A 26804-nucleotide genomic window follows, 5' to 3' on the forward strand; every position below is an offset into this window, starting at 1 on the left:
CACGATCGTGATAGGGTCCGCTTACCTGTGGAATCCCCATGCGAATGCCCGAAATCGCCCGTCTCGCGTGCTGCCGGGCGGGCGATTTCGGGCATTCCCGCGTCTCGTTCGGGGGCGCCGCGAGCGCGGCCGTTCTCGTGGCAGCGCTCGCGTTCCTATGTAAACAGACCGTAGCCTCAGACCCGCAAAACATGCCAGAGTTGCCAGAAGTCGAAGTCACGCGCCGGGGTATCGAGCCCTTTGTCGCGGGCCGCCGCGTCGAGCGTGTCGACGTCCGTACCGCGATGTTGCGCTGGCCCGTGCCGGCGGGGCTCGCCGAACAGTTGCGCGCGCGCGAGGTGCTCGCCGTCGAGCGCCGCGGCAAGTACCTGCTGTTCGAGGTCGATGCAGGCTGGTTCATCGTCCATCTCGGGATGACCGGCACGCTGCGCGTGCTGCCCGCAACTGGCGTGCCGGTCGCGGCGAAGCACGACCACATCGACTGGATCTTCGACGAATTCGTGCTGCGGTTCCGCGATCCCCGCCGCTTCGGCGCCGTACTCTGGCATCCGCGCGACGCAGGCGACGTGCATGCGCATCCGCTACTCGCGAGCCTCGGCGTCGAGCCGTTCTCGCCGGCGTTCACCGGCGCGTTGCTGCATGCGCGTACACGCGGCCGCACGGTATCGGTCAAGCAGGCGCTGCTCGCGGGCGACATGGTTGTCGGCGTCGGCAACATCTACGCGTCGGAGAGCCTGTTTCGCGCCGGCATCCGGCCGACGACGGCCGCCGGCAAGGTGTCGCTGCCGCGCTACGAGCGGCTGGCCGATGCGGTACGCGCGACGCTCGCCGACGCGATCGAGCGCGGCGGCAGCACGTTGCGCGATTTCGTCGGCAGCAACGGCGAAAGCGGCTACTTCCAGCTCGACTGCTTCGTCTACGATCGCGCCGGCCAGCCGTGCCGCGTATGCGGCACATCGATCCGCCAGATCGTGCAGGGCCAGCGATCGACCTATTTCTGCCCGACGTGCCAGCGTTGAAACCCTTTTCCGCCATCAGACAAACTTGAAGCCGCCCCGCATCACCCCCGCTCCGTTCCCCGTCACGCCGCTGCACCGCACGTTCGCCACGCGTCTCGTCGCGTGGCAGCGCGAGCATGGCCGCCATGATCTGCCATGGCAGAACACCCGCGATCCGTACCGGATCTGGCTGTCGGAAATCATGCTGCAGCAGACGCAGGTATCGACCGTCATTCCGTATTACACGCGTTTTCTCGACCGCTACCCCGACGTCGCCGCGCTCGCGGCCGCGCCGAGCGACGACGTGATGGCGCTGTGGGCCGGGCTCGGCTACTACTCGCGCGCGCGCAACCTGCACCGCTGCGCGCAGGTCGTCGTCGCCGAGCACGGCGGCGCGTTTCCGGCGACCCCCGACGCATTGGCCGAACTGCCGGGCATCGGTCGCTCGACGGCCGCCGCGATCGCGTCGTTTGCGTACGGCGCGCGCGCGACGATCCTCGACGGCAACGTGAAGCGCGTGCTCGCGCGGGTATTCGGCGTCGAGGGCTTTCCGGGCGAGAAGCGCGTCGAGAACGACATGTGGGCGCTCGCCGAATCGCTGCTGCCCGACGCCGCGAACGCGGCCGACGTGAGCGCGTATACGCAGGGGCTGATGGATCTGGGCGCGACGCTGTGCGTGCGCGGCAAACCCGACTGCGCCCGCTGCCCGTTCGCGGGCGACTGCGTCGCGCAATCGACCGGCCGTCAGCGCGAACTGCCGGCCGCGCGGCCGAAGAAGGCCGTGCCGACGCGCAAGACCTGGATGCTCGTGCTGCGCGACGGCGACGCCGTGCTGCTCGAGCGCCGGCCGCCGACCGGCATCTGGGGCGGACTGTGGAGCCTGCCGCAAGCGGACGGCGATGCCGCGCTCGCGGATCTCGCGCGCGGCTTCGGCGGCGGCGGCACGGTGCCGCTCGCGCCGCTCACGCACACGTTCACGCATTTCCGGCTCGAAATCGAGCCGCGGCTGAGCGATCTGACGGAGGGCAAGGGCCTACCGTCGCCGGCGCGGGACGCGGACACCGCATGGGTGCCGCTGAGCCGGCTCGACGCGTACGGCGTGCCGGCGCCGGTGCGCAAGCTGCTCGATGCGCTGAGCGGGCCGCTGCTGTAACGAACGGCGTAGGGCGCGGCGCGGGCCGCGTTCGGGAAGGCGCCTGACTGCCGCGGCTGTGCCGTCGCGCAGGCAGGCGTGCGCCGGGCAGGTGCGCTGCGCGACGGAGCCTGCGGCGTTACAGCCAGCCGTGCCGGTCGAGCACGTGGTGCACGGCGTCGATGCGCGCGCCGACGTCCGGAAACTCCATCAGCTTCTGCCGCGCGCGCAGGTCGAGCGGCAGCAGTTCCGCGAGGCGATTCGATACCCAGCTCGGATCGTCGAGGCGGAACGGTTCGCCGAACGGCATTTTCTCCGGATCGGACTTCTTCAGCGCGTCGATGATGCGCTCGAGCACCTCGGCGCACGAGCCGAACTGCGCGAGCGCCTGTTCGCCTTCGAGCGGGATGTCGTCGGGCAGCGGCTCCGCGATGCCGACCAGCAGCCCGTTGCTTTCGACGCGATACGACAGCAGCTCGAAACGCTGCGTGCCGACCGCCTGCAGATACAGCATCCCGAACTCGCCGGTATCGCACTCGGTGATGCGCGCCATGCAGCCGATGGTTTCGGGCACCGACACCGCGCCGTCCTGCGCGACTTCGGGCCCGCTCTTGAGCAGGCACACGCCGAACGGCGCATCGTCGCGCAGGCATGCGCGCGACATGTCGAGATAGCGCGCCTCGAACACCTTGAGCGGGAGCAGCCCTCCCGGAAACAGCACCGTGTGCAGCGGAAACAGCGGCAGGTCGATCAGGGTGGTCGAGAGGGAGGACATGGCGCGCGGGCGTGGGGGCGGGTGTCGCTAGGGTCGATCGACCTCGGAGACGAGCCGCGACGACGCGTCGACATCCACTGGCGCGTCACGATGCCGCACGATCACGTTCGCGTCGCGCGCGAGGCGCGCGGCGAGCGTTTCCGCGATGAACACCGAGCGATGCTGGCCGCCCGTGCAGCCGATGGCGACGGTCAGGTAGCTGCGGTTGTCATCGCGGAAGTGCGGTAGCCATTTCATCAGGAACGCATGGATGTCGTCGATCATCTGATGGACGATCGGCAGTGCGTCGAGAAAGGCGATGACCGGCTGGTCGAGCCCGGTGAGCGGGCGCAACTGGTGGTCGTAGTACGGGTTCGGCAACGCGCGCACGTCGAACATCAGGTCGGCGTCGAGCGGCACGCCGCGCTTGAAGCCGAACGATTCGAACATCACCATCAGGTCGTTGTTCTTCTGCTCGATGAAGCGCTTGACCCAGGTGCGCAGCGCGTTCGCGCGCAGCGTGCTGGTATCGATCTGGTGGCCGAATTCGGCGAGCGGCGCGACGAGCTCGCGCTCGCGCTCGATCGCTTCCTCGAGCGACGACAGCAAGCCGACGTCCGCATCGTGCGACCGCGAGCCGGACAACGGATGGCGGCGGCGCGTTTCGGAGAAGCGCTGGATCAGCGCCTGGGTGCTCGCGTTGAGGAACAGCACGCGCACGTCGTGCTCGCGGGACAGCTCGCGGATCAGGCCGGGCATTTCATCGAGCGACGCGCTGGAGCGCGCGTCGATCGCGACCGCAAGCCGGCGCTGGCCGTCCTGGGCGAGGTAGCGGGCGAGTTCGGGGAGCACGTGCGGCGGCAGGTTGTCGACGCAGTAATAGCCTGCGTCTTCGAGCGCGTTCAGCGCGACGGACTTGCCTGAGCCGGAGATGCCGGTAATGAGGACGATGCGCATGGGAACGGAGAATCCTGACGTTTCATCATAGCACCGGCTCGACGCGTCGGCGTTGCGCGGCCGGGCGCGTGCGGGTTACACCAGTTTGCCGGGGAACTGACTGTCGGGATCCTGCATCGCGAGTCGTTGTCGATCCATGAAATCGCGCAACGTGTCGATTCCGCGCAACTGCAGGATCGTGTTCCGGACGGCCGCCTCGACGAGCACCGCGAGGTTGCGGCCGGCCGCGACCTGGATCGTGACCTTGCTGATCGGCAAACCGAGCACGTCGACGGTCTGACTTTCGAGCGGCAGGCGCTGGAATTCGCCGTCGGGGCGCCGCACGAGCTGGACGATCAGCTTCAGCTTCATTTTCCGTCGCACCGCGGTTTCACCGAAGATCGTCTTGATGTCGAGCAGGCCGAGGCCACGCACTTCGAGCAGATTCTGCAGCAGCGGCGGGCAGCGCCCTTCGACGAAATCGGGGCCAAGACGGACGAAGTCGACCGCGTCGTCGGCGACGAGGCCGTGTCCGCGGCTGATCAGCTCGAGGCCGAGCTCGCTCTTGCCGAGGCCCGAATCGCCGGTCAGCAGCACGCCCATCCCGAGGATGTCGAGGAACACGCCGTGCAGCGTCGCGCGCGGCGCGAGGATGCGCGACATGTAGAGCCGCAGGCTGTCGATCACCGCGGCCGCCGACATCGGCGTCGTGAACAGCGGCGTGGACGAGCGCGTGCAGCGCAGCACCAGTTCGGGCGGCGCAGCGGCGCCACCGGCGACGACGAGGAACGGCGGTTCGAGCGCGATCAGCTCGGCCATGTGGCGCGAGCGGTCTTCGTCGGTCTGTCGCTGGTAGTAGTCGATTTCGGCTTCGCCGAGCACCTGGATCCGGTTCGGATGGATCAGGTTCAGGTGGCCGACGAGGTCGGCGCTCGACGTTGCGTTGCCGACCGTGTCGGCCGAAAAGCCGCGTTCCCAGCCTTCATGCCCCGTCAGCCAGCTCAGTTTCAGCGTGGCTGCGTTGTCGTCGAAGATGCTCTGGGCGTTGATGCTGGACGTATCCATGACTCTCGTCACTCCAATGGGCCGGTGCGGGCGCGCGGCGACGGACGTCGCCATGCCGGGCCGGCGCCGGGCGGCCCTGGACGGCGGCGCGTGCCGCCTGGTACGGGGAAATATTCCGCCCGGAACAACTCAAGGTTGCCACTGAGTGAGCAGGCGATGCAACTCGGCGATATCCGTTTCGTTGTGCAGACGCTCGCGTGCGTCGCGATCGGACAGCAGTTGCGCGATTTCCGACAGGATCTCGAGGTGCTGCTGGGTAGCTTGCTCGGGGACGAGCAGGAAGATCAGAAGGCCGACCGGCTGGCCGTCGGGCGCTTCGAACGGGATCGCATCGGCGAGGCGGACGAACGCGGCGAGCGGGTGCTTGAGGCCCTTGATGCGGCCGTGCGGAATCGCGACACCTTCGCCGAGCCCGGTCGAACCGAGGCGCTCGCGTGCGAACAGGTTGTCCGTGACGGTGCTGCGGCCGATGCCGTTCTGATTCTCGAACATCAGCCCGGCTTGTTCGAAGACGCGTTTCTTGCTGGTGACCGAGAGGTCGATGACGACGTTCTCTATGGGCAGGATTTTGGCTAGGCGATTCATGTTGGCAGGCGATTGGGCGGCCTGGGGTCTCCTTGCGGCGGCGGACTGATTTTCCATGTTCGGCGATATCAAGGTATGTGGCATGGCAACCTGCAACGCCGCTACCGCATCCAACACCCCCCGGCGATAACCGGAACATTATAGAGCACAGCCGCGTGCGTGGCGCAGCACGGACCGACCGGTTGCACCTTCGCGCGGAGTCGCAAAAAAAACGCCCGGCGAACCGGGCGGCGTGCGTGTTGCAGTGACGGTTATTGCGGCGGCAGTTCGATCTGGTCGATCGACGGCTGCAGCTTGATCGGGTCGTGCGCGTGCGTTTGCAGGCGCTCCATGTGCTTGACGACCTGGCGATCCAGCTTGTCGATCAGCAGATCGATCGCGGCGTACAGGTTGCCGTTCGCGCTTTCGACGAAGATGTCCTTGCCCTTCAGGTGCAGATTGATTTCCGCGCGCTGCTGCTTGTCCTTTTCCTTGTGGTTGTCGACCGAGAGGATCACAGTGCCATCGATCACCTGATCGCTATGCCGTAGCACCCGGTCCAGCTTGGTGATCACGTATTCGCGAATTGCAGGCGTGACTTCGAGATGATGTCCACTGATCTTCAGGTTCATAGTGCTTCTCCAAGCGAGTGACCACCCGGCCGCATCGAGGCGGCGCTCCGGTCGACTTGCCCGTGCCGCACGAGGCGGCGTATCGCGGACAGGTCGCCCGGCCTGTTCCCCGTGTGCGCGGTGGCCGGAACACGCCTGCCGCCGGGCAGGCAGCAGGCTTAAAGAGACTTGCGCAGATTCACTGCCGGGATCTTGAGGGCTTCGCGATATTTCGCAACCGTGCGGCGCGCGACCACGAAACCCTGTTCTGCCAGCAGCTCGGCAATGCGGCTGTCCGAAAGTGGCGATTTTGGGTCTTCAGCTCCTATCAGTTGCTTGATGAGGGCTCGGATGGCGGTCGACGAGGCGGCGCCACCGGTGTCGGTCGAAACGTGAGATCCGAAGAAGTACTTAAATTCGAGCGTCCCGAACGGGGTCAGCATGTACTTCCCGGTTGTCACACGGCTGACAGTCGACTCGTGTAGGCCCAGCGTATCAGCTATTTCCCGCAAAACCAAGGGGCGCATAGCAATTTCACCGTGCGCAAAGAAATTCTTCTGACGCTCGACAATAGCCTGCGCGACACGCAGGATCGTGTCGAAACGCTGCTGGATGTTTTTGATCAGCCAGCGCGCTTCCTGAAGCTGCTGCTTCAGCGATCCGGCCGACGGATCGCCACGGCTGTTGCGCAGGATGTTCGCGTACAGGTTGTTGATCCGCAGGCGCGGCACGACCTCCGGATTGAGCTCCGCGAGCCATCCCTGGCCGGCCTTCTTCACGATGATGTCGGGCACGACGTAGTCGGCCTCGGCCTTGCCGTATGCGGCGCCGGGGAACGGCTCGAGCGAGCGGATCAGCGCGTGCGCGTCGCGCAGCGCGTCGTCGCTCGCCTTCAGGTGCTTGCGCAACCGTGTGAAGTCGCGGGCGGCGAGCAGTTCGAGATGCTGCGACACGATGTCGAGCGCGAGCGTGCGCGTCGGGGACGGATCGAGACGCAGCAACTGCAGCTTCAGGCATTCGGAGGCCGAGCGCGCGCCGACGCCGGCCGGGTCGAAGCTGTGCAGCAACGCGAGCGCCGCGTTCAGTTCGTCGCAGTCGATTTCCAGTTCGGGCGGCAGGTCGGCGAGCACTTCGTCGAGCGTGGCGGTCAGGTAGCCGTCGTCGTCGAGCGATTCGATCAGGAACATCACGAGCGCGCGATCGCGCGGGCCGGCCTGCGTGACGCGCAACTGCGCGGACAGGTGGTCGCGCAGCGACGTCGCGGCTTCCTGCACCTGCAGCGGCGGCAGGTCGTCGTCGTCGGACGCGCCGCCCGAGCGGCCGTATTCGTCGAGGTTCCACTGCGGGCCGTCGTTGCCGTCGCTGGACCCGTAACCGTCGTATTCGTCGGCGCCGGCCGGCTCGTCGCGCTCCGCGCGATCGCTGGACGTGCCGCTGCCGTTCGTCGCGGCGGGCTCGGTGTTCTGTGCGGGCGGCGTCTGCGCGATCAGCGATCCGTCCGCCGCGACGCGCAGCGGGCTCGCGATCCATTCGTCGTCGTTCTCGAGCAGCGGGTTTTGCGCGACGGCCATCGCGACTTCCTGCTGCAATTCGAGCGTCGACAACTGCAGGAGCCGGATCGACTGCTGCAGCTGCGGCGTCAGCGCCAGATGTTGCGACAGGCGAAGTTGGAGGCTGGCTTTCATGGCAAGGAGGGAGTCATACCGGCAGTTTGCCACGACCCAGGCGCATTGAGCCATCCGCGATTACGCGCGGCGCGCCGCCTGGCCGCGGGCATGGCCGCGGGCGTGGATGCAAGCGGGGCGCGGCTCCGCGCGGCGATGCCGGGCGGGGTGCAGCCAGCCACGAGGAGAAAGTTACATGCGGAAGTGTTCGCCGAGGTACACGCGGCGCACGCTTTCGTTTTCGATGATTTCGCTCGGCGCGCCGGCGGCCAGCACCGAACCGTCGCTGATGATGTACGCGTGGTCGCAGATGCCGAGCGTTTCGCGGACGTTGTGGTCCGTGATCAGCACGCCGATGTTGCGCTGCTTCAGGAACTTGACGATCTTCTGGATCTCGAGCACCGCGATCGGGTCGACGCCGGCGAACGGTTCGTCGAGCAGGATGAAGCTCGGGTTGGTCGCGAGCGCGCGCGCGATTTCGACGCGGCGCCGTTCGCCGCCCGACAGCGACAGCGCGGGGTTCTCGCGCAGATGGCCGATCTGCAGCTCGTCGAGCAGCGCTTCGGTGCGCGACGAGATCGCGTCCTTCGACAGCCGCTTGCCGTCTTCGCCGTGCTGCAGCTCGAGCACCGCGCGGATGTTCTCCTCGACGGTCAGCTTGCGGAACACGGACGCCTCTTGCGGCAGGTACGACAGGCCGAGCGACGCGCGCTTGTGGATCGGCAGCAGGCCGATCGAGCTGCCGTTCAGCGAGATCTCGCCCGCATCCGTCGGCACGAGGCCGACGATCATGTAGAACGACGTGGTCTTGCCGGCGCCGTTCGGGCCGAGCAGGCCGACGACCTCGCCGCTCTTCACGTCGAGCGACACGTCCTTGACGACCGTGCGCGAGCCGTAGCGCTTCTTCAGGTTGCGGACGACGAGCGAGCTCGTGGTGCCGGCCGGCTGGCGGTTCGGGAGCGCGTTCATTGGCCGGGCGCTCCCTGGATCGTGGTCGACGGCGACAGCTTGGCCGGCGCCCCGTTCAGCGGCGCGGGGCCGCCGTTCTTCGGCGACAGCATCGCACGCACGCGGCCGTTCGGGTTGCCCGGCGCCGCGACGTCCTTGCCGCCCTTCGCGGTGTAGAAGTCGCGCTGGCCGTCATACGTGATCACGCTGCCGTGCACGGTATCGGCGACGGTCGACGTGCCCTGCAGGCGGCGCACGGTCGCGGCGGTGGTCAGCGTGGTCAGGTCCTGCTTGCCGTCGTAGTCGATGCGCTCGGCGTCGCCGTCGATGTATTCGTCGAGGCCTTCGCGCTTCTGGCGGAACGTCGCGTGCTTCTTGCCGCTGCCGAACGAGGTGGCGTACTGGTAGCCTTCCGGGTCCTGGCGCACTTCGACGCGATCGCCCTTGATGATGATCGTGCCCTTCGTGATCACGACGTTGCCGGTCGCGACCGTGACCTGCTTCAGATCGTCGTAGGTCAGGTTGTCGGCCTCGACGTTGATCGGCTTGTTCTGGTCGGCCTTCTCGGCATGGGCGAGCGGCGCCAGCCCGATGAGCGGGAGCGCCACGAGCGTCGCGGCGAGCGCGGCGCGGACGGCGCGCGCAGCGCCGCCGGAAATCTGTCGAGGGAACGGTTCGTTCATGCAGTCACGTGAGGGATGCGTCACTTGGGTTGACCTTTCGAGCCGCCGGACGTGTCCGCCGCGGCGATCGTGCCGCGCACGTTGCCGTAAAGCTCGATGACCCGGGTGACGTTGTTGTACTTCATGCCGTCGGTCGCGTTGACGAGCGACAGGCCGCGCTGAAGTTTAACCGGCTTTTCGGTCTGGATCACATCGTCATTGACGAAGATCCGGAAATGCTGGGAATCGGCCTGCATCTGCGGATCGCCGCCGCCGGCCGCGCGCAGGATGCGCGCATCGTCGTACAAATCGACGATCGACACGTCGCCGTTGACGGTGCCGCGCTTCGCGGTGGTCGTCACGACGGGCTTGCCGGGCTGGAACGCGCGCATGGCCGGATCGGTCAGGTCGCTGCTTTCGGTGTCTTCGTAATGGACCAGCTTCGCGGCCGTCAGCCGGTACTGGGTCGTGCCGGACTGGTCGAGCTCGGTGACCGAGAAGTTGTCCGCGAAGTAGTCGGGCGTATGGCGCTTCGGCTGCGCGGCGCCCTCGCCGGGCGGCGGCAGCGTGGCCTGCAGCAGCCACCAGGTGACGCCCGCGAGCGCGGCGACCGCGGCGAGCGGCAGCATCTGGGTCCAGCGGAAATGCGTGCTCATCGGTCAGGCTCCGCAGGCGGCGGCGAGCAGCGCGTCGTAGCGGCGCTGCGCGCGCAGGATCGCATCGCAGACCTCGCGCACGGCGCCGTGGCCGCCGCGGGCTTCGGCGACCCAGTGCGCACGGGCGATCACCTCGGGGTGCGCGTTCGCGGGGGCCGCTGCGAAGCCGCAGCGCAGCATGACCGGCAGGTCGGGCCAGTCGTCGCCCATGTAGCCGCAGGCGTCGGCCGTCAGGCCGAGCGACGCGATCAGGTCGGCGAACACGGCGAGCTTGTTCTCGACGCCCTGGAACAGGTGCGCGATCTTCATTTCCTTCGCGCGCGCCGCGACGATGTCCGAGCGGCGGCCCGTGATGATCGCGGTCGCGATGCCGGCTTCGCCGAGCAGCTTCACGCCGTGGCCGTCGAGCGAATTGAACGACTTCATCGCGTCGCCGGCCGCTGTAAACAACAGGCCGCCGTCGGTCAGTACGCCGTCGACGTCGAAAATCATCAGCTTCACGCGGCTCGCGCGTTCGGCCGCAGTCAGCGCTGCGCTCATCAGATCACCTTCTTCGAAAACAGGTCGTGCATGTTCAGCGCGCCGATCAGCGCGCCGTCGGCATCGACGACCAGCATCTGGTTGATCCGGTGGCGCTCCATCAGTTCCACGGCCTCGACCGCCAAGTGATCCGGCGCGATCGTGCGCGGGTCGCGCGTCATGACTTCGGTGATCGGCAGCGAGCGGAAGTCGCCGTCGCGCGCGAGCACGCGGCGCAGGTCGCCGTCCGTGAAGATGCCGACGACCTTGCCGTCGGCGTCGACCACGGCCGTCATGCCGAGGCGCTTCGCGGTGATCTGGAACAGCGCGTCCGACAGCGTTGCATTCAGCCCGACGGACGGGACGTCGTCGCCCGAGCGCATCACGTCGCGCACGTAGGTGAGCAGGCGCCGGCCGAGCGCGCCGCCCGGGTGCGAGCGCGCGAAATCTTCCGAGCCGAAGCCGCGCGCGTCGAGCACGGCGACGGCGAGCGCGTCGCCGAGCGCGAGCGCGGCGGTCGTGCTCGCGGTGGGCGCGAGGTTCAGCGGGCACGCTTCCTTCGACACCGCGGCGTTCAGGTTCACGTCGGCGAGCGTGCCGAGGCTCGACCCCGCGCGGCCCGTGATCGCGATCAACTTCGCGCCGATCCGCTTCACGAGCGGCAGGATCGCGACGAGCTCTTCCGATTCGCCGGAATAGGAGATGCCGATGAAGACGTCGTCGGAGGTGACCATCCCGAGGTCGCCGTGGCTGGCCTCGGCAGGGTGGACGAAGAAGGCCGGTGTACCGGTGCTGGCCAGCGTGGCCGCGATCTTGCGGGCGATATGCCCCGATTTGCCGATCCCGGAGACCACGACGCGGCCGCGGCAGCCGAGCAGCAGCGCAACGGCCTGGACGAAGCCGCCGTCGAGCTGGTCGCGCAGCGCGCGCACGGCGTCCGCCTCGATGTCGAGCACGTCGCGGGCGAGCGCGAGCGCCCGATCATCATTGATTTTCGCTATCATGCGCGGAGTATAGCAAAGGCGTTTGTTCGCCGCGCCGCGCCTTCGGACTCGTCCGATGTCGCCTGCCCACCGCCACCACCCGCGCCCGCATTGCCGTGGCCCCGACGAACGAGGACGCTTCGCCTGTGATTTCCCCGCTCGAAATGACCCTGCTGCTGCTGCTGGCCTCGGTGGTGGGCGTCGTCGTATTCCGCTCGCTGAACCTGCCGCCGATGCTCGGCTACCTGACCGTCGGCATCCTGGTCGGCCCGCACGCATTTGGCGTCGCGGCAGATCTCGAACGGGCCGAGCACCTCGCGGAATTCGGCGTGGTGTTCCTGATGTTTTCGATCGGCCTCGAATTCTCGCTCGCGAAGCTGAGGGCGATGCAGCGGCTCGTGTTCGGGCTCGGCCTGCTGCAGGTCGTCGCGACCCTCGTGCTCGCGCTCGTGCTCGGCGTGCTGTTCGAGCGCTGGGTGCACATCACGTGGCAGGGCAGCATCGCGCTCGGCGGCGCGCTCGCGATGTCGTCGACGGCGATCGTGTCGAAGATGCTCGCCGAGCGGCTCGAGATCGAGACGGAGCACGGCCGCAACATCTTCGGCGTGCTGCTGTTCCAGGATCTCGCGGTCGTGCCGCTGCTGATCGTGATCGCCGCGTTCGGCGCCGAATCGTCGAAGGATCTCGCGATCACGCTCGGTTTCGCGGCGCTCAAGATCGTGATCGCGCTCACGCTGCTGCTGGTCATCGGCCAGCGTTTCATGACGCGCTGGCTCAACGTCGTCGCGCGGCGCCGCTCGCAGGAGCTGTTCGTGCTGAACCTGCTGCTCGTCACGCTCGGCGCCGCGTTCGTCACCGACCGCTTCGGCCTGTCGCTCGCGCTCGGCGCGTTCATCGCGGGGATGCTCATTTCCGAGACGCCGTTCCGCCATCAGGTGGAAGAGGACATCAAGCCGTTCCGCGATGTGCTGCTCGGCCTGTTCTTCGTGACGACGGGGATGCTGCTCGATCCGCGCGTGATCTGGGAGCATCCGTTGATCGTGCTCGGCTTTTTCGTCGGGCAGATCCTGTTCAAGGCGACGATGATCGCGGGGCTCGCACGGCTGTTCGGCGCGACGCCGGGCGTGGCGATGCGCACGGGGATCGGCCTCGCGCAGGCCGGCGAATTCGGCTTCGTGCTGCTGAACCTGATCCTCGACCGGCATCTCGTCGATTCGACGCTGCTGCAGGCGATCCTCGCATCGATGCTGCTGTCGATGCTCGCCGCGCCATTCCTGATCCAGAACGCCGACCGCATCGTGATGCGGCTGTCGTCGACGGAGTGGATGCAGCAATCGCTGCAGATGACGCGGATCGCGACGCAAAGCCTCAAGCAGCGCGGCCACGTGATCATCTGCGGCTATGGCCGCGCGGGCCAGAACCTGGCGCGCATGCTCGAGCAGGAAGGCATTTCGTACGTCGCGCTCGACCTCGATCCCGATCGCGTCAGCGCGGCCGCGACGGCCGGCGAATCGGTCGTGTTCGGCGACGCGGCGCGCCGCGAGTCGCTGCTCGCGGCCGGTATCCACCGTGCGGCGGCCGTCGCGATCACCTACGCGAACACGCCGTCCGCGCTGCGCGTGCTGCACCACGTGCACGAGCTCGAGCCGACGCTGCCGGCGATCGTGCGCACGGTCGACGATGCCGATCTGGAGAAGCTGCTCGCAGCCGGCGCGACCGAGGTGATTCCGGAGATCGTCGAAGGCAGCCTGATGCTCGCGTCGCATACGCTGGTGCTGGTCGGCGTACCGATGCGCAAGGTCGTGCGGCGCGTCGAGGAGATGCGCGACGAGCGCTACAGCCTGCTGCGCGGCTATTTCCGCGGCGCGGACGATGCGGACGACGACGATCACGAGCAGGTGCGGCTACAATCGGTGCCGGTCGATGCGCGCGCGGACGCGGTCGGGCGTTCGCTGGAAGAACTCGGGCTGTACGCGCTCGGGCTGGAAGTCACCGCGATCCGCCGGCACGGCATTCGCGGCGTCGAACCCGATCCGCAAACCAAGCTGCGCGCGAGCGACATCGTGGTGCTGCGCGGGCTGCCCGAGGCGCTCGCGCTCGCGGAGGAGCGGTTGTCGCGCCATCGGCGCGATCCGCCGGCCGCGGCTGCGTGAGCCGCGATTCGCAACCTGACCCGTATTGATCAGAAACGGTGCCCGATCTTCGCGCACCGTTTTTTTCGGAGAGTTTCATGCCGCATTCGTCGTCGGGCGCACCGCTCGATCCGGTCGCCTTCATCCATAGCCAGATCCGCACGGTGCCCGACTGGCCGCAGCCGGGCGTGCAGTTCCGCGACATCACGACGCTGCTGCAGAGCCCGAAGGCGCTGCGCATCCTCGTCGACCTGTTCGTCGAACGCTATGTCGATGCGAAGCTCGATTACGTCGCGGGCCTCGACGCGCGCGGCTTCATCATCGCGCCGATCGTCGCGTACGAGCTGAGCGTCGGCTTCGTGCCGATCCGCAAGGTCGGCAAGCTGCCGTACAAGACCCGTTCGGAATCGTACGACCTCGAATACGGCAGCGCGACGGTCGAGATCCACGAAGATGCGTGCCGCCCCGGCGACCGCGTGATCATCATGGACGACCTGATCGCGACCGGCGGCACGATGATGGCGGGGCGCAACCTGCTGCAGCGGCTCGGCGCAGTGGTCGTCGAAGGCGCGGCGATCATCGACCTGCCCGATCTCGGCGGCTCCGCGTTGCTGCGCAACGCCGGCCTGCCCGTCTATACCGTTACCGAATTCTCCGGCCACTGAACGCCGGTCCGCCCCGGGGTACCGCCCCGGCTTGCCCGGTTCACCCGGTTCACCCGGGTCACGCTACGCAGCGAGGTCACGATGCCCAACTTCATGCTGTTTCTCGCCACGTCGATCGCGATCACGCTCGCGCCGGGGCCCGACAACCTGCAGGTGCTCGCACGCGGCATCTCGCAGGGCCGCGCGGCCGGCTTCGTCGCCGCGCTCGGCTTCACGGCGGGGATCCTGTTCCACACGACGCTCGCGGCGCTCGGCGTCGCGGCCGTGCTGCGTTCGTCGCCGGTCGCGTTCCAGATCCTGAAGCTCGCGGGCGCCGCGTACCTCGTGTGGATCGGCATCAAGGCGCTGCGCAGCCAGGGCCTCGCGAATGCGCATGCGCGCCCGCCGCAGCCGCTCGGCGCGATTTTCCGGCAGAGCGTGATCGGCAACCTGATGAACCCGAAGGTCACGCTGTTCTTCGTCGTGTTCCTGCCGCAGTTCGTCGATCCGCACGGCGCGCAGGGCGTGACGCTGCAGATGTTCGAGCTCGGCGCGCTGTTCATGCTGCAGACGGCCGCGGTCTTCTCGCTGTTCGGCGTCGGCGCGGGCATGATCGGCGCGTGGCTGAAGCGTCGCCCGAAGGCCGGCGTGTGGCTCGACCGGATCGCCGGCGCGACGTTCATCGCGATCGGCATCCGGGTCGCGCTGAAGGATTGAGCGCGATGACGTTTCCCTGCATCGCGGCCGCGCGCCGCTTCGATCCGGCCGCGCACCTGCGTTTCGAGATCGCCGGCCAGGCGGTCGGCTGGGTGCGCCGCCGGGACGTCGCCAAGCTCGCGCGCTGGCCCGACGTGTTCGAGCTGACCGGCGAGCGGGTCGTGCTGTCGGCGCGCTACGATTCGGTCGACGCGCGCAGCATGGCGCTCGCCAGCGCGATCGGCGCGCTCGCCGCCGAAGGCGCGATTCCCGGCTGGCGCGACGAGATTTATGCGATCCGCAACCGCTTCGACGATCCGCCGCTCGCGTACATCGAGCGCGCCGCGTCGCGCTTCTTCGGCACGCAGACCTATGCGGTGCACGTGAACGGCATCGTAGAATACGCGGTTACGCCGGGCGAGCCGGCCGCCGCGGCCACGCCGAAGCTGTGGCTCGGCCGCCGCAGCGCGACCAAGGCCACGGACCCCGGCATGCTCGACAACGTCGTCGCCGGCGGGATCGGCTGGGGGCTGGGCGTTCACGAGACGCTCGCGAAGGAATGCTGGGAAGAAGCCGGCATTCCGGCCGACCTGGCGGCGCGTGCGATCGCGGGCCGCGCGGTACAGGTGCTGAACGCGCTGCCGGAAGGCACGCAGTCTGAACTGATCTTCGTGTACGACCTGCCGCTGCCGCACGACTTCGCGCCGCGCAACCAGGACGGCGAAGTGGCCGAACACCTGCTGGCCGGCGTGCCGGAGGTGATCGGCTGGTTGCGCGAAGGCCGCGCGACGATGGATGCGAGCCTCGCGACGCTCGATACGCTGCTGCGCCACCGCTGGATTCCGGCGGCCGACGCGGCCGGCATCGACGCGCTGTTCGTACCGGCCGCGTGACGCGCGCCGCGCGGCGCGAACGGGCAATTTGACGAATACGGAAACAATGGGAGTAGCGGTCATGCCGACCGATCACAGCTTTATCTTGAAACTGTCGTGCCCCGACCGGCACGGCATCGTCCATGCGGTCTCGGGCTTCCTGTTCGAGCGCAGCAACAACATCCTCGATTCCGCGCAGTTCGGCGACAGCCGCACCGGCGAGTTCTTCATGCGCGTGCACTTCGAGCAGGACGGCGGCGGCGTGGATGCCGCGTCGGCGCTCGACACGCTTCGCAAGGAATTCGCGCCGCTTGCCGAACAGTTCTCGATGCGCTGGGAGCTGCACGATGCGGCCGTGAAGCCGCGCGTCGTGATCATGGTGTCGAAGATCGGCCACTGCCTGAACGACCTGCTGTTCCGCTATCGCACCGGCCAGTTGCCGATCGAGATTCCGGCGATCGTGTCGAATCACAAGGAGTTCTATCAGCTCGCCGCGAGCTACAACATTCCGTTCCATCACTTCCCGCTGGTCGGCGGGTCGTCCGATGCCGCGAAGGCGGCGCAGGAAGCGCGCGTGCTGGAAGTGATCGACGAGCATCAGGCCGATCTCGTCGTGCTCGCGCGCTACATGCAGATCCTGTCGCCGAACATGTGCGAGCAGCTCGCCGGGCGCGCGATCAACATCCACCATTCGTTCCTGCCGAGCTTCAAGGGCGCGAAGCCTTACTACCAGGCGTTCGACCGCGGCGTGAAGCTGATCGGCGCGACCGCGCACTACGTGACGACCGATCTCGACGAAGGCCCGATCATCGAGCAGGAAGTCGAGCGCGTCGACCACAGCATGACGCCCGACCAGCTGACCGCGATCGGCCGCGACGTCGAGTGCGTGACGCTCGCACGCGCGGTGAAGTGGCACGTCGAGCACCGGATCGTGCTGAACGGGACGAAGACGGTCGTGTTCCGCTGATCGGCCAACCCGAACAGTGGGTTCCGGAAGCAAAAATGCCGCGCCCTTCACCGGGCGCGGCATTTTTTTTGCCGTTGGCGAGCGGGCGGCTTCAGATCAGCCGCAGCAGGTACAACTCGCGTTTCAGGTACGCATAGAAGATCGGCGCTGCGATCACGCCCGGCAGCCCGAACGCGGCTTCCATGATCAGCATCGCCAATAGCAGCTCCCACGCGCGCGACTCGATCTGGCCGCCAATGATCTTCGCGTTCAGGAAATATTCGAGCTTGTGGATGACCACGAGGAACGCGAGCGACGCGATCGCGGTGCCCATGCTGACCGACAGCGACACCGCGACGATCAGCGTGTTCGAGATCAGGTTGCCGATCACGGGCAGCAGGCCGACGATGAACGTGACGAGCACGAGCGTTTTCGACAGCGGCAGCCGCTGGTGGAAGATCGGCAGCGCGACGAGCAGGTAGATGCCGGTGAAGGCCGCGTTGATCGCCGAGATCTTGATCTGCGCGAACACGATGCGGCGGAACGCATCGGCGAAGCGCGACACGCGTGTGACGAGCGCGGTCGACAGCGGCCGGCGCACCTTGCCCTGCTCGACGCCGATCGCGATCATCGCGCCGATGATCATCCCGAACAGCACGTGGCCGAAGCCGCGCGCGACGCTCTTGCCGCTTTGCTGGAGCTGGTCCATGTGCGAATGCATCAGCACGGCCGCCTTCGTCTTCATCTGTTCGACGTCGACGGGCAGCAGATTGGCGATCCACGCCGGCGTGCGCGCGCGCGTCTGTTCGACGATCTGCATCAACTGGTCGAGCAAGCTCTGCAGGTTCGGCACCGTGTGCTCGAAATGCTCGATGATGCCGATCGTCAGGCCGGTGAGCCCGCCGACGATCGCGATCGACAGCAGCACGACGGCGACCCAGCGCGCGCGCATGCTCGTGGTATGGCGTTCGATCACGGGCGCGATCGTGTGGATCAGCTGATAGACGAGCAGGCCGGCCAGCATCCCGCCGAGCAGCCGGAGCTCGAGGACGAGCCACATCATGACGAGCGCGAAGAGATAACTGCCGATCTCGAGCGCCGACAGCTTCGGCAGGCTCAAGTCGCTCGTCAGCCGCACGCTGCGCAGGTGCGGCTCGCGGTTCTGCGTGTCGCGCGACTCTTGTTGCTTCTCCATCGTGGATTCCTGTCCCTCGGTGTGTCGTGCCGCGCAGCGCGAGGCAGAGCGCCGGTCGCCCGATGCCGGTCGCCCGATGCTGCACCGGATTGGTGCGGATGGCGAACCTTACGACCGTAAAGTATAGCTGCCATTATGGTCCGCAAACGGGCCGTTTGGCGCGTGGTGTAAACGCAGAAGGGAAAACGAGGGGGCGGCCTGCCGTCGACACGCGCGCGGCTGGCCGCCGCGCGCGGGGAAGGGCGGAGCCGGCGGAACGGCGTCAGCCGGCCGCGACTTTGCGGGTCGGACGCTTGAGCAGCGGCGCGAGGTACTTGCCGGTGAAGCTCGCCTTCGTCTTCGCGACCTGCTCGGGCGTGCCCTGCGCGATGATCTGGCCGCCGCCGGCGCCGCCTTCGGGGCCGAGGTCGATCACCCAGTCGGCCGTCTTGATCACGTCGAGGTTGTGCTCGATGATCACGACCGTGTTGCCCTGGTCGCGCAGCCGGTGGATCACTTCCAGCAGCAGCGCGATGTCGTGGAAGTGCAGGCCGGTGGTCGGCTCGTCGAGGATGTACAGCGTGCGGCCGGTGTCGCGCTTGCTCAGCTCCAGCGACAGCTTCACGCGCTGCGCCTCGCCGCCCGACAGCGTCGTGGCCGACTGGCCGAGGCGGATGTAGCCGAGGCCGACGTCGAGCAGCGTCTTCAGCTTGCGCGCGATGACGGGCACCGCGCTGAAGAACTCGTACGCGTGCTCGACCGTCATGTCGAGCACTTCGCTGATGTTCTTGCCCTTGTACTGCACTTCGAGCGTTTCGCGGTTGTAGCGCTTGCCGTGGCACACGTCGCACGGCACGTAGACGTCCGGCAGGAAGTGCATCTCGACCTTCAGCACGCCGTCGCCCTGGCACGATTCGCAGCGGCCGCCCTTCACGTTGAACGAGAAGCGGCCCGGATCGTAGCCGCGCTCCTTCGCGGTCGGCACGCCCGAGAACAGCTCGCGGATCGGCGTGAACAGGCCGGTGTACGTGGCCGGGTTCGAGCGCGGCGTGCGGCCGATCGGCGACTGGTCGACGTTGATCACCTTGTCGAAGTGCTCGAGGCCCTCGATCGCCTCGTGCGGCGCCGGCTCGGCAGCCGAGCCGTACAGGTGGCGCGCGACCGCGTGATACAGCGTGTCGTTGATCAGCGTCGACTTGCCGGAGCCCGACACGCCGGTGATGCAGGTCAGCAGTCCGACCGGCAGTTCGAGATCGACGTGCTTCAGGTTGTTGCCGTGCGCGTCGACGATGCGCAGCATCCGCTCCGGATCGGGTGCGAGCCGCTCGTCCGGGTACTCGATGACGCGCTTGCCGACCAGATACTGGCCGGTCAGCGATTGCGGGTTCGACTGCACCTGCTTCGGCGTGCCTTCGGCGACCACGATGCCGCCGTGCTCGCCCGCGCCGGGGCCCATGTCGACGACGTAGTCGGCCGTGCGGATCATGTCCTCGTCGTGCTCGACGACGATCACCGAGTTGCCGAGGTCGCGCAGATGCTTGAGCGTCGCGATCAGGCGGTCGTTGTCGCGCTGGTGCAGCCCGATCGACGGCTCGTCGAGCACGTACATCACGCCCGTGAGGCCCGAGCCGATCTGCGACGCGAGCCGGATCCGCTGCGCCTCGCCGCCCGACAGCGTTTCGGCGCTGCGCTCGAGCGACAGGTAATCGAGGCCGACGTTGTTCAGGAACGTCAGGCGCGCGACGATTTCCTTGATCACCTTGTCGGCGATCTCGCGCTTCGCGCCTTCGAGCGTCAGCCCGTCGAAATAGCCGAGCGCGTCGCGCAGCGGCCAGCCGCTGATTTCATAGATGCCGCGCGCGTGGTCGCCGGTGCCGATCCGCACGTGGCGCGCCTCGCGGCGCAGGCGCGTGCCGTCGCAAGACGGGCACGGCTGGTTGTTCTGGTATTTCGACAGCTCTTCGCGCACCGCGACCGAATCGGTCTCGCGGTAGCGGCGCTCCAGATTCGGGATGATCCCTTCGAACACGTGCTCGCGGATCGTCGTGCGGCCGCGCTCGTTGATGTACGAGAACGGAATCGTCTGCTTGCCCGAGCCGAACAGCAGCACCTTCCGGATCTTTTCGGGCAGATCCTCGAACGCGGCGTCGATGTCGAATTCGTAGAAGGCCGCGAGGCTCTGCAGCATCTGGAAGTAGAACTGGTTGCGGCGGTCCCAGCCCTTCACCGCGCCGGCGGCGAGCGACAGCGACGGGTGCGCGACGACCCGCTTCGGGTCGAAGAACGTGATCTGACCGAGGCCGTCGCATTCCGGGCACGCGCCCATCGGGTTGTTGAACGAGAACAGGCGCGGCTCGAGCTCCTGCAGCGAGTACGAGCAGACCGGGCACGCGAACTTCGAGCTGAACAGGTGCTCGCGGTCGGTATCCATCTCGAGCGCGATCGCGCGGCCGTCGGCGAGGCGCAGCGCCGTCTCGAACGATTCGGCGAGCCGCTGCTTCATGTCCGGGCGCACCTTCAGGCGATCGACGACGACGTCGATCGTGTGCTTGTCGTTCTTCTTCAGCTTCGGCAGCGACTCGACCTCGTAGATCTTCGCGACGCCTTCGTTCGCGGCGCCGCCGCCCGAGCGCACGCGAAAGCGCACGAAGCCCTGCGCCTGCATCTCCTCGAACAGCTCGACGTGCTCGCCCTTGCGGTTCGCGACGACGGGCGCGAGGATCATCAGCTTGGTTTCCTCGGGCAGCGCGAGCGCCGCGTCGACCATCTGCGACACGCTTTGCGCCTCGAGCGGGATGTCGTGGTCGGGGCAGTACGGGGTGCCGACACGTGCGTACAAAAGTCGCAGGTAGTCGTGGATTTCGGTGACCGTGCCGACGGTCGAACGCGGATTGTGGGACGTTGCCTTCTGCTCGATCGAGATCGCCGGCGACAGCCCCTCGATCAGGTCGACGTCGGGCTTCTCCATCAGCTGCAGGAACTGGCGGGCGTACGCGGACAGGCTTTCCACGTAGCGGCGCTGGCCTTCGGCATAAAGGGTATCGAACGCGAGCGACGACTTGCCCGACCCGGACAACCCGGTAATCACGACCAGCTTGTGGCGCGGCAGGTCGAGATTGACGTTTTTCAGGTTGTGGGTGCGTGCCCCACGGATACGGATCTGTTCCATGAACCTGGCGAAAATGGAGGGAACCAAACCTGCTACTATAACGGCTTTTCGAGACCGTCGTTTACGGCCCCCAGCCTTTACAGCAGGTGGCAGCAAGGCGACACCTGCGCCGGGGAAAGCGGTCGCGCCGCACGTTCCGGGCGGCCCGCAGGCCGCCTGCATCCGGCCCCGACGTGTGGCCCGAAAGGCCGCCAGGCCGCCGGTCCTGATCTTCCGCCGCCCGCCGCCGGGCGGACATTCCGATCATTCGAAATTCATTCCCGATGTCCAATCCGTCTGCCACGTCTTCCCGCATGACCGCGCCCGAACTGCGCGCGACCACGTCGCTCGCGGCGATCTTCGCGCTGCGCATGCTCGGCCTGTTCATGATCATGCCGGTGTTCTCGGTCTACGCGAAAACCATCCCGGGCGGCGACAACGTGCTGCTCGTCGGTATCGCGCTCGGGGCCTACGGCGTCACGCAGTCGCTGTTCTATATCTTCTACGGCTGGGCGTCCGACAAGTTCGGCCGCAAGCCGGTGATCGCAACGGGCCTCGTGATCTTCGCGCTCGGCAGCTTCGTCGCCGCGTTCGCGCACGACATCACGTGGATCATCGTCGGCCGCGTGATCCAGGGGATGGGCGCGGTGTCGTCCGCGGTGCTCGCGTTCATCGCCGACCTGACCTCCGAGCAGAACCGCACGAAGGCGATGGCGATGGTCGGCGGCTCGATCGGCGTGTCGTTCGCGGTCGCGATCGTCGGCGCGCCGATCGTGTTCCACTGGGTCGGGATGAGCGGACTGTTCGCGATCGTCGGCGTGCTGTCGATCCTCGCGATCGGCGTCGTGCTGTGGATCGTGCCCGACGCGGCCAAGCCCGTGCACGTGCCCGCGCCGTTCGCCGAGGTGCTGCACAACGTCGAGCTGCTGCGCCTGAACTTCGGCGTGCTGGTGCTGCATGCGACGCAGACGGCGCTGTTCCTCGTCGTGCCGCGCCTGCTGGTGGACGGCGGGCTGCCGGTCGCCGCGCACTGGAAGGTCTACCTGCCGGTGATGGGGCTTGCGTTCGTGATGATGGTGCCGGCGATCATCGTCGCGGAAAAGCGGGGCAAGATGAAGCCGGTGCTGCTCGGCGGCATTCTGGCTATCCTGATCGGCCAATTGTTGCTCGGCAGCGCACCGCATACCATTCTGATTGTGGCGGCGATCCTGTTCGTGTACTTCCTCGGGTTCAACATCCTGGAAGCGTCGCAGCCGTCGCTCGTGTCGAAGCTCGCGCCGGGTTCGCGCAAGGGCGCGGCCACGGGTGTCTACAACACCACGCAGTCGGTCGGGCTCGCGCTCGGCGGCATCGTGGGCGGCTGGCTGCTGAAGCACGGCGGGGCGAACACGGTGTTCTACACGTGTTCGGGGCTCGTTGCCGCGTGGCTTATAATCGCGGCCAGCATGAAAGCGCCGCCGCGCAAGGCCTGAATCTGATCGTCGGGCAGGCACGGGCGGCGTTCGCCGGCTCGCCCGGCGGGCCGCTCCGACGGCTTTCGCGGGCGGCCCCGCATCGAATTTACTGGAGAAACACATGGCATCCGTCAACAAGGTCATCCTCGTCGGCAACCTCGGCGCCGATCCTGAAGTCCGTTACCTGCCGAGCGGCGACGCGGTTGCGAACATCCGTCTCGCGACGACCGATCGCTACAAGGACAAGGCGAGCGGCGATTTCAAGGAAATGACCGAGTGGCATCGCGTCGCGTTCTTCGGCCGTCTGGCGGAAATCGTCAGCGAATACCTGAAGAAGGGTTCGTCGGTCTATATCGAAGGCCGCATCCGTACGCGCAAGTGGCAGGGCCAGGACGGCCAGGACCGTTACTCGACCGAAATCGTTGCCGAACAGATGCAGATGCTCGGCGGCCGCGGTGGTTCGGGCGGCGGCGGTGGCGGCGGTGACGAAGGCGGTTATGGCGGCGGCTACGGTGGTGGCGGCGGCCGCGGCGAGCAGGCGGAGCGCGGCGGTGGCGGCGGTCGTGCCGGCGGCGCGACGCGTGGCGGTGCGGGTGGCGGCGGCCAGAGCCGTCCGAGCGCACCGGCAGGCGGCGGGTTCGACGAGATGGACGACGATATTCCGTTCTGATCGCAAGTCGCACCCCCGCATCACGATGGGCCCGAATGTCCGAGTCAAGCCAGTCGCTTGGCCCGGGTTTTCGGGCCTTGCTTCGTTTACGTCGCGCCTGCCTGCCGCGCTCGGGATGAAACGTGGCTGACGCACTCCCCGACCTCATTGCTCCCCGTCTCGACGTCCTGTTCTGCGGGATCAATCCCGGCCTGATCGCGGCCGCGACCGGCCATCACTTCGCGGGAAGAAACAACCGCTTCTGGCGCGTGATCCATCTCGCGGGTTTCACGCCGACGGAGCTTGCGCCGCAGGACGATCGCGCGATACTCCGTTACGGCTGCGGGCTGACGGCCGTGGTGCCGCGACCGACCGCGCGTGCCGATCAGCTTTCGCGCGCGGAATTCATGGCCGCGGCCGCCGCGTTCGAACACAAGGTCGCGCAGCATGCGCCGCGCTTCGTCGCGTTTCTCGGCAAGGCGGCGTATTCGGCGCTGTCGGGGCAGCGCGAAGTCGCGTGGGGATCGCAGCCATCGCGCATCCGGCAAGCGCGGGTGTGGGTGCTGCCCAACCCCAGCGGGAGAAACCTCGCATTCGCGCTCGACGATCTGGTCGATGCGTATCGTGAGCTTCGTCTCGCGGCGACGGCGGAGAAGCACGATGCGACGCAGTAAGACCGCGGCTCCATGGCCCGGCACCATCGTGCCGCGCGCATTCTTCAACCGCATGGCCACCGAGGTGGCGCCGCAGCTGCTCAACAAGATCCTCGCGGCCGCGGACGGCCGGGCCGGCCGCATCGTCGAAGTGGAAGCGTATGCGGGCGCGCTCGATCCGGCCGCGCACACCTATCGCGGCAAGACGCCGCGCAACGCGACGATGTTCGGGCCGCCCGGGCACTTCTACGTTTATTTCACGTACGGCATGCACTGGTGCTGCAACTGCGTGTGCGGCCCGGACGGCGCGGGAACGGGCGTGCTGATCCGCGCGCTGGAGCCGCTGCACGGGCTCGAGCGGATGCGTGCGGCGCGGCCGCCGCGCACGCGCGATCGCGACCTGTGCCGCGGGCCGGCGCGGTTGACGCAGGCGATGGGGATCGGCGGCGCGCAGGATGGCGTCGACCTGGTCGGCGCGCATGAAGAGTTCGCGATCGTCGACGACGGGATGGCGCCGCCCGCCGATCTGGCGGGCGGGCCGCGCATCGGCATTCGCGTCGGCCAGGATCTGCCGTGGCGGTGGAGCGTGCCCGGCAACCGGTACGTATCGGGCGTGGTGCCGCGCAGGTAACGGCTGCCGCACAAGTCGCGCCCAATTCGACCCGCGTCACGCCGCCGCCATGATTGACCGGCTAAGCTGGCCGTTTCGACGTTTCGATCGAGGGGACACCATGCGGCGGGTCGTATTCAACCAGAAGGGCGGCGTGGGCAAGTCGACGATCGTCTGCAACCTGGCAGCGATCAGTGCGAGCGAAGGATTGCGCACGCTCGTCATCGATCTCGATGCTCAGGCGAACTCGACGCGCTACCTGCTCGGCGACGCCGCGGCCGACGCGCAACCGGGCGTCGCCGGCTTCTTCGAAACCGCGCTGACCTTCAACTTCCGTCCGGTGGACATCGCGTCGTTCATCCACGCGACCCCGTTCGACGGGCTCGACGTGATGCCTGCGCATCCGGATCTCGACACGCTGCACGGCAAGCTCGAATCGCGCTACAAGATCTACAAGTTGCGCGATGCGCTGAACGAGCTCGACATGTACGACGCCGTATACATCGACACGCCGCCCGCGCTGAATTTCTATACGCGCTCGGCGCTGATCGCGGTCGAACGCTGCCTGATCCCGTTCGACTGCGACGATTTCTCGCGCCGCGCGCTGTACACGCTGCTCGAGAACGTGAAGGAAATCCAGCAGGACCACAACGCGGCGCTCGAGGTGGAAGGGATCGTCATCAACCAGTTCCAGCCGCGCGCGAGCCTGCCGCAACGGCTGGTCGACGAACTCGTCGACGAAGGGTTGCCGGTACTCGCGTCGCGGTTGTCCGCGTCGGTGAAGATCCGCGAATCGCATCAGCAGTCGACGCCGGTGATCCATCTCGAACCGACGCACAAGCTCGCGCAGGAGTTTCGCGCGCTGCATCGCGAACTGGCCGGCTGATCCCGCGCCCGACCGCGTCGACCGGGGCCGCTTCAAGCGGCCTTTTTTATCGCGTCCCGTAATTCGTCCGATTATTGAATTCGTTATTAATAAGGCCGAAAACGATTTCATGGAAAATCCAGAAAAACGATTTCACAGATGGTTTTTGATTTCCAAAGAGGGCCGGTTTTCTAATAAGCAGAATAATGAATTGGTAAATATTGCGCGACACCAGGTTACGCTATGCTGCAAAAGGTAAAAATGCATTGCGGGTCGGAGCAGGCGAGATCAGGGTTGCGAGGTCGGCGCCCCGCAAGCTTCGGCGGTCGCTCTAAAGGGTAATAAGGGTTTATACCTATCATTAATGCCACTTAATTGACAATTAATCGCTCTAGAATGGCTTCCTTCAACTGCCCGCGCCCAAATGGGTGACGGGTTGTCAATAAGGAAGCGGGTGTCGATCAAGCTTCCATTTTTTCTCAAGTCGTCTCTCGCATTGCTAACAGGAGCGTGCCCGATGTCCGTATTTGCCCCCGAAAAACTCGCCGCCGATTATCAATCCGGTATCGCCGCCTGGTTCGCGATCGCCCGTCCGGCGATCCACGGTTTCGAGGCCGTCGTCGAACTCAACCTGCAGGCGGCCAGGACGGCGCTCGAGGAATACGAGGACAAGCTGAAGAACGCGTTCAACGGCAACAACCCGGCCGCAGGTTTCGCGCAGCAGGTTGCCGCGCCGCAGGAAGCGGCCGGCAAGGTCGTGTCGTACGGCCGCCATCTGTTCGACATCGCGGTGTCGACCCAGTCCGAATGGGCGAAGGTCGCGCAGGCGCAGTACGAGCAGAACGACAAGCGTCTGAAGGACGTGCTCGGCGAACTGTCGAAGCATGCGCCGGCCGGCTCGGCGCCGGTGGTGGCCGCGCTGAATTCGGCGCTGTCCGCGGCGAGCGCCGCGGCCGACTCCGTGCGTGCGGCGACGGGTCAGGCGCTCGAAGCGGCGCAGAGCGGCTTCGATGCGGTCAGCGAAACGGCCACGCGCGGCGCCAAGCAGACGGCGGCCGCCGCCCGCAAGGACGCAGCGGCTGCGCGCGAATCGGCAGCGTAACCGCGTGAGTGCGTGTCGCGCGCAGGCGCGACACGATTGACCGGCGCCGGATGACGCCGGACGCCGCGTGTGCCACGCGGGGTCCGGCGAACGCCCGGTGCGCCGCAAGACGACCGTGCACGGTTGCCCGTGCCGCGGTGTGCCGTGCCGCCGGTGCGAACGGATGCTGCCCGCCATGCGGCGCCATGCGGCCGCGCTCGGGCCGGATGGCCCGGCGCACGCCATCGCCACGTGCTGCCGCCTCGTGCCGGCGTCAGAACGACGAACTGATTTCAACGCAGGGATTGAACATGACGGATGTAGTGATCGTATCGGCCGCGCGGACCGCGGTCGGCAAATTCGGCGGCTCGCTGGCAAAGATTGCGGC

At 67.1% G+C, this 26804-nt stretch carries 26 protein-coding genes; 13 read left to right on the forward strand and 13 right to left on the reverse strand.

What is annotated here, in order from left to right:
- Positions 1–191: 191 nt before the first annotated feature.
- Both mutM and mutY read left to right on the forward strand, forming a co-directional pair.
- Positions 192–1019 carry a bifunctional DNA-formamidopyrimidine glycosylase/DNA-(apurinic or apyrimidinic site) lyase gene (gene mutM / locus WT97_RS13845; protein WP_059506649.1) on the forward strand — a complete coding sequence of 276 codons (828 nt, stop codon included), beginning with the start codon at positions 192–194 and terminating at the stop codon, positions 1017–1019.
- Between the two features lie 25 nt (positions 1020–1044).
- Positions 1045–2151, forward strand: coding sequence for an A/G-specific adenine glycosylase (gene mutY, locus WT97_RS13850; RefSeq protein ID WP_059795517.1), 1107 nt, complete (start codon positions 1045–1047; stop codon positions 2149–2151).
- A 118-nt stretch (positions 2152–2269) separates the two neighbouring features.
- Here mutY and WT97_RS13855 read toward each other — a convergent pair whose 3' ends face one another.
- From WT97_RS13855 to kdsD, 11 genes are all read right to left on the reverse strand, one after another.
- Positions 2270–2905 (reverse strand): LON peptidase substrate-binding domain-containing protein, encoded by a 636-nt coding sequence (locus tag WT97_RS13855; protein WP_034208417.1) that lies wholly within the window; start codon positions 2903–2905, stop codon positions 2270–2272.
- 27 nt (positions 2906–2932) lie between these two features.
- Positions 2933–3841 (reverse strand): RNase adapter RapZ, encoded by a 909-nt coding sequence (gene rapZ, locus WT97_RS13860; protein ID WP_006477783.1) that lies wholly within the window; start codon positions 3839–3841, stop codon positions 2933–2935.
- A 75-nt stretch (positions 3842–3916) separates the two neighbouring features.
- The gene (hprK, locus tag WT97_RS13865) at positions 3917–4885 is read right to left on the reverse strand and encodes an HPr(Ser) kinase/phosphatase (RefSeq protein ID WP_006483133.1); all 969 of its coding nucleotides are present in this window, start codon (positions 4883–4885) and stop codon (positions 3917–3919) included.
- A gap of 129 nt (positions 4886–5014) precedes the next feature.
- Entirely contained in the window at positions 5015–5527 is a 513-nt protein-coding gene (locus tag WT97_RS13870; protein WP_027806888.1) for a PTS sugar transporter subunit IIA, read from the reverse strand.
- A gap of 194 nt (positions 5528–5721) precedes the next feature.
- A complete protein-coding gene (gene hpf, locus WT97_RS13875) occupies positions 5722–6081 on the reverse strand; it encodes a ribosome hibernation-promoting factor, HPF/YfiA family (protein WP_006477786.1) in 360 nt (119 codons plus the stop codon).
- Between the two features lie 158 nt (positions 6082–6239).
- Positions 6240–7745, reverse strand: coding sequence for an RNA polymerase factor sigma-54 (locus WT97_RS13880; RefSeq protein WP_059506653.1), 1506 nt, complete (start codon positions 7743–7745; stop codon positions 6240–6242).
- A 171-nt stretch (positions 7746–7916) separates the two neighbouring features.
- Positions 7917–8693: an LPS export ABC transporter ATP-binding protein gene (lptB, locus tag WT97_RS13885; protein WP_059506655.1), complete on the reverse strand. Its 777-nt coding sequence runs from the start codon at positions 8691–8693 to the stop codon at positions 7917–7919.
- A complete protein-coding gene (gene lptA / locus WT97_RS13890; protein WP_060353631.1) occupies positions 8690–9355 on the reverse strand; it encodes a lipopolysaccharide transport periplasmic protein LptA in 666 nt (221 codons plus the stop codon). Before lptA ends, lptB begins: the two co-directional genes overlap by 4 nt.
- Positions 9356–9375: 20 nt before the next feature.
- A complete protein-coding gene (lptC, locus tag WT97_RS13895) occupies positions 9376–9990 on the reverse strand; it encodes an LPS export ABC transporter periplasmic protein LptC (RefSeq protein WP_059506659.1) in 615 nt (204 codons plus the stop codon).
- A 3-nt stretch (positions 9991–9993) separates the two neighbouring features.
- Positions 9994–10530, reverse strand: coding sequence for an HAD family hydrolase (locus WT97_RS13900; protein ID WP_059506661.1), 537 nt, complete (start codon positions 10528–10530; stop codon positions 9994–9996).
- On the reverse strand, positions 10530–11513 hold the full coding sequence (gene kdsD, locus WT97_RS13905; RefSeq protein ID WP_059506663.1) for an arabinose 5-phosphate isomerase KdsD: 984 nt from the start codon (positions 11511–11513) through the stop codon (positions 10530–10532). Before kdsD ends, WT97_RS13900 begins: the two co-directional genes overlap by 1 nt.
- Before the next feature lie 125 nt (positions 11514–11638).
- Between kdsD and WT97_RS13910 the strand changes: the two genes are divergently transcribed.
- From WT97_RS13910 to purU, 5 genes are all read left to right on the forward strand, one after another.
- On the forward strand, positions 11639–13645 hold the full coding sequence (locus tag WT97_RS13910) for a monovalent cation:proton antiporter family protein (protein ID WP_034208410.1): 2007 nt from the start codon (positions 11639–11641) through the stop codon (positions 13643–13645).
- Between the two features lie 77 nt (positions 13646–13722).
- Entirely contained in the window at positions 13723–14289 is a 567-nt protein-coding gene (locus WT97_RS13915) for an adenine phosphoribosyltransferase (protein ID WP_034178636.1), read from the forward strand.
- An 81-nt stretch (positions 14290–14370) separates the two neighbouring features.
- Complete coding sequence (locus tag WT97_RS13920; RefSeq protein WP_059506667.1) at positions 14371–14985, forward strand: LysE family translocator; 615 nt, start codon at positions 14371–14373, stop codon at positions 14983–14985.
- 5 nt (positions 14986–14990) lie between these two features.
- Positions 14991–15857, forward strand: coding sequence for a DUF4743 domain-containing protein (locus WT97_RS13925; protein ID WP_060035679.1), 867 nt, complete (start codon positions 14991–14993; stop codon positions 15855–15857).
- 61 nt (positions 15858–15918) lie between these two features.
- Positions 15919–16803: a formyltetrahydrofolate deformylase gene (purU, locus tag WT97_RS13930; protein WP_059506669.1), complete on the forward strand. Its 885-nt coding sequence runs from the start codon at positions 15919–15921 to the stop codon at positions 16801–16803.
- A 91-nt stretch (positions 16804–16894) separates the two neighbouring features.
- Here purU and WT97_RS13935 read toward each other — a convergent pair whose 3' ends face one another.
- Positions 16895–17977 carry an AI-2E family transporter gene (locus WT97_RS13935; RefSeq protein ID WP_059506671.1) on the reverse strand — a complete coding sequence of 361 codons (1083 nt, stop codon included), beginning with the start codon at positions 17975–17977 and terminating at the stop codon, positions 16895–16897.
- A gap of 262 nt (positions 17978–18239) precedes the next feature.
- Entirely contained in the window at positions 18240–21125 is a 2886-nt protein-coding gene (gene uvrA, locus WT97_RS13940; RefSeq protein WP_059506673.1) for an excinuclease ABC subunit UvrA, read from the reverse strand.
- A 263-nt stretch (positions 21126–21388) separates the two neighbouring features.
- Here uvrA and WT97_RS13945 point away from each other — a divergent pair, with 263 nt between their 5' ends.
- From WT97_RS13945 to phaP, 6 genes are all read left to right on the forward strand, one after another.
- Positions 21389–22576: an MFS transporter gene (locus WT97_RS13945; protein ID WP_059506675.1), complete on the forward strand. Its 1188-nt coding sequence runs from the start codon at positions 21389–21391 to the stop codon at positions 22574–22576.
- 103 nt (positions 22577–22679) lie between these two features.
- A complete protein-coding gene (locus WT97_RS13950; RefSeq protein ID WP_059506677.1) occupies positions 22680–23228 on the forward strand; it encodes a single-stranded DNA-binding protein in 549 nt (182 codons plus the stop codon).
- A gap of 122 nt (positions 23229–23350) precedes the next feature.
- The gene (mug, locus tag WT97_RS13955) at positions 23351–23881 is read left to right on the forward strand and encodes a G/U mismatch-specific DNA glycosylase (RefSeq protein WP_060353632.1); all 531 of its coding nucleotides are present in this window, start codon (positions 23351–23353) and stop codon (positions 23879–23881) included.
- Positions 23868–24491: a DNA-3-methyladenine glycosylase gene (locus tag WT97_RS13960; protein ID WP_060353633.1), complete on the forward strand. Its 624-nt coding sequence runs from the start codon at positions 23868–23870 to the stop codon at positions 24489–24491. Before mug ends, WT97_RS13960 begins: the two co-directional genes overlap by 14 nt.
- A 100-nt stretch (positions 24492–24591) precedes the next feature.
- Complete coding sequence (locus WT97_RS13965; protein ID WP_034208399.1) at positions 24592–25356, forward strand: ParA family protein; 765 nt, start codon at positions 24592–24594, stop codon at positions 25354–25356.
- A gap of 496 nt (positions 25357–25852) precedes the next feature.
- Positions 25853–26437 (forward strand): TIGR01841 family phasin, encoded by a 585-nt coding sequence (gene phaP / locus WT97_RS13970; RefSeq protein ID WP_059506684.1) that lies wholly within the window; start codon positions 25853–25855, stop codon positions 26435–26437.
- The last annotated feature ends 367 nt before the right edge of the window (positions 26438–26804 follow it).

The sequence above is a fragment of the Burkholderia sp. MSMB1459WGS genome, from assembly GCF_001534535.1.
Taxonomy (GTDB): Bacteria; Pseudomonadota; Gammaproteobacteria; order Burkholderiales; family Burkholderiaceae; genus Burkholderia.

Excerpts from the sequence above, each read along its gene's own strand:
- WT97_RS13900 (WP_059506661.1), bottom strand. The coding sequence starts at position 10,530 with ATGAGCGCAGCGCTGACTGCGGCCGAACGCGCGAGCCGCGTGAAGCTG.
- WT97_RS13925 (WP_060035679.1), top strand. The coding sequence starts at position 14,991 with ATGACGTTTCCCTGCATCGCGGCCGCGCGCCGCTTCGATCCGGCCGCG.
- WT97_RS13855 (WP_034208417.1), bottom strand. The coding sequence starts at position 2,905 with ATGTCCTCCCTCTCGACCACCCTGATCGACCTGCCGCTGTTTCCGCTG.
- lptA (WP_060353631.1), bottom strand. The coding sequence starts at position 9,355 with ATGAACGAACCGTTCCCTCGACAGATTTCCGGCGGCGCTGCGCGCGCC.
- hpf (WP_006477786.1), bottom strand. The coding sequence starts at position 6,081 with ATGAACCTGAAGATCAGTGGACATCATCTCGAAGTCACGCCTGCAATT.
- WT97_RS13880 (WP_059506653.1), bottom strand. The coding sequence starts at position 7,745 with ATGAAAGCCAGCCTCCAACTTCGCCTGTCGCAACATCTGGCGCTGACG.
- mutM (WP_059506649.1), top strand. The coding sequence starts at position 192 with ATGCCAGAGTTGCCAGAAGTCGAAGTCACGCGCCGGGGTATCGAGCCC.
- kdsD (WP_059506663.1), bottom strand. The coding sequence starts at position 11,513 with ATGATAGCGAAAATCAATGATGATCGGGCGCTCGCGCTCGCCCGCGAC.
- WT97_RS13965 (WP_034208399.1), top strand. The coding sequence starts at position 24,592 with ATGCGGCGGGTCGTATTCAACCAGAAGGGCGGCGTGGGCAAGTCGACG.
- purU (WP_059506669.1), top strand. The coding sequence starts at position 15,919 with ATGCCGACCGATCACAGCTTTATCTTGAAACTGTCGTGCCCCGACCGG.
- rapZ (WP_006477783.1), bottom strand. The coding sequence starts at position 3,841 with ATGCGCATCGTCCTCATTACCGGCATCTCCGGCTCAGGCAAGTCCGTC.
- lptC (WP_059506659.1), bottom strand. The coding sequence starts at position 9,990 with ATGAGCACGCATTTCCGCTGGACCCAGATGCTGCCGCTCGCCGCGGTC.
- phaP (WP_059506684.1), top strand. The coding sequence starts at position 25,853 with ATGTCCGTATTTGCCCCCGAAAAACTCGCCGCCGATTATCAATCCGGT.
- WT97_RS13870 (WP_027806888.1), bottom strand. The coding sequence starts at position 5,527 with ATGGAAAATCAGTCCGCCGCCGCAAGGAGACCCCAGGCCGCCCAATCG.
- hprK (WP_006483133.1), bottom strand. The coding sequence starts at position 4,885 with ATGGATACGTCCAGCATCAACGCCCAGAGCATCTTCGACGACAACGCA.
- uvrA (WP_059506673.1), bottom strand. The coding sequence starts at position 21,125 with ATGGAACAGATCCGTATCCGTGGGGCACGCACCCACAACCTGAAAAAC.
- WT97_RS13960 (WP_060353633.1), top strand. The coding sequence starts at position 23,868 with ATGCGACGCAGTAAGACCGCGGCTCCATGGCCCGGCACCATCGTGCCG.
- WT97_RS13920 (WP_059506667.1), top strand. The coding sequence starts at position 14,371 with ATGCCCAACTTCATGCTGTTTCTCGCCACGTCGATCGCGATCACGCTC.
- lptB (WP_059506655.1), bottom strand. The coding sequence starts at position 8,693 with ATGAACGCGCTCCCGAACCGCCAGCCGGCCGGCACCACGAGCTCGCTC.
- WT97_RS13945 (WP_059506675.1), top strand. The coding sequence starts at position 21,389 with ATGTCCAATCCGTCTGCCACGTCTTCCCGCATGACCGCGCCCGAACTG.
- WT97_RS13915 (WP_034178636.1), top strand. The coding sequence starts at position 13,723 with ATGCCGCATTCGTCGTCGGGCGCACCGCTCGATCCGGTCGCCTTCATC.
- WT97_RS13950 (WP_059506677.1), top strand. The coding sequence starts at position 22,680 with ATGGCATCCGTCAACAAGGTCATCCTCGTCGGCAACCTCGGCGCCGAT.
- WT97_RS13935 (WP_059506671.1), bottom strand. The coding sequence starts at position 17,977 with ATGGAGAAGCAACAAGAGTCGCGCGACACGCAGAACCGCGAGCCGCAC.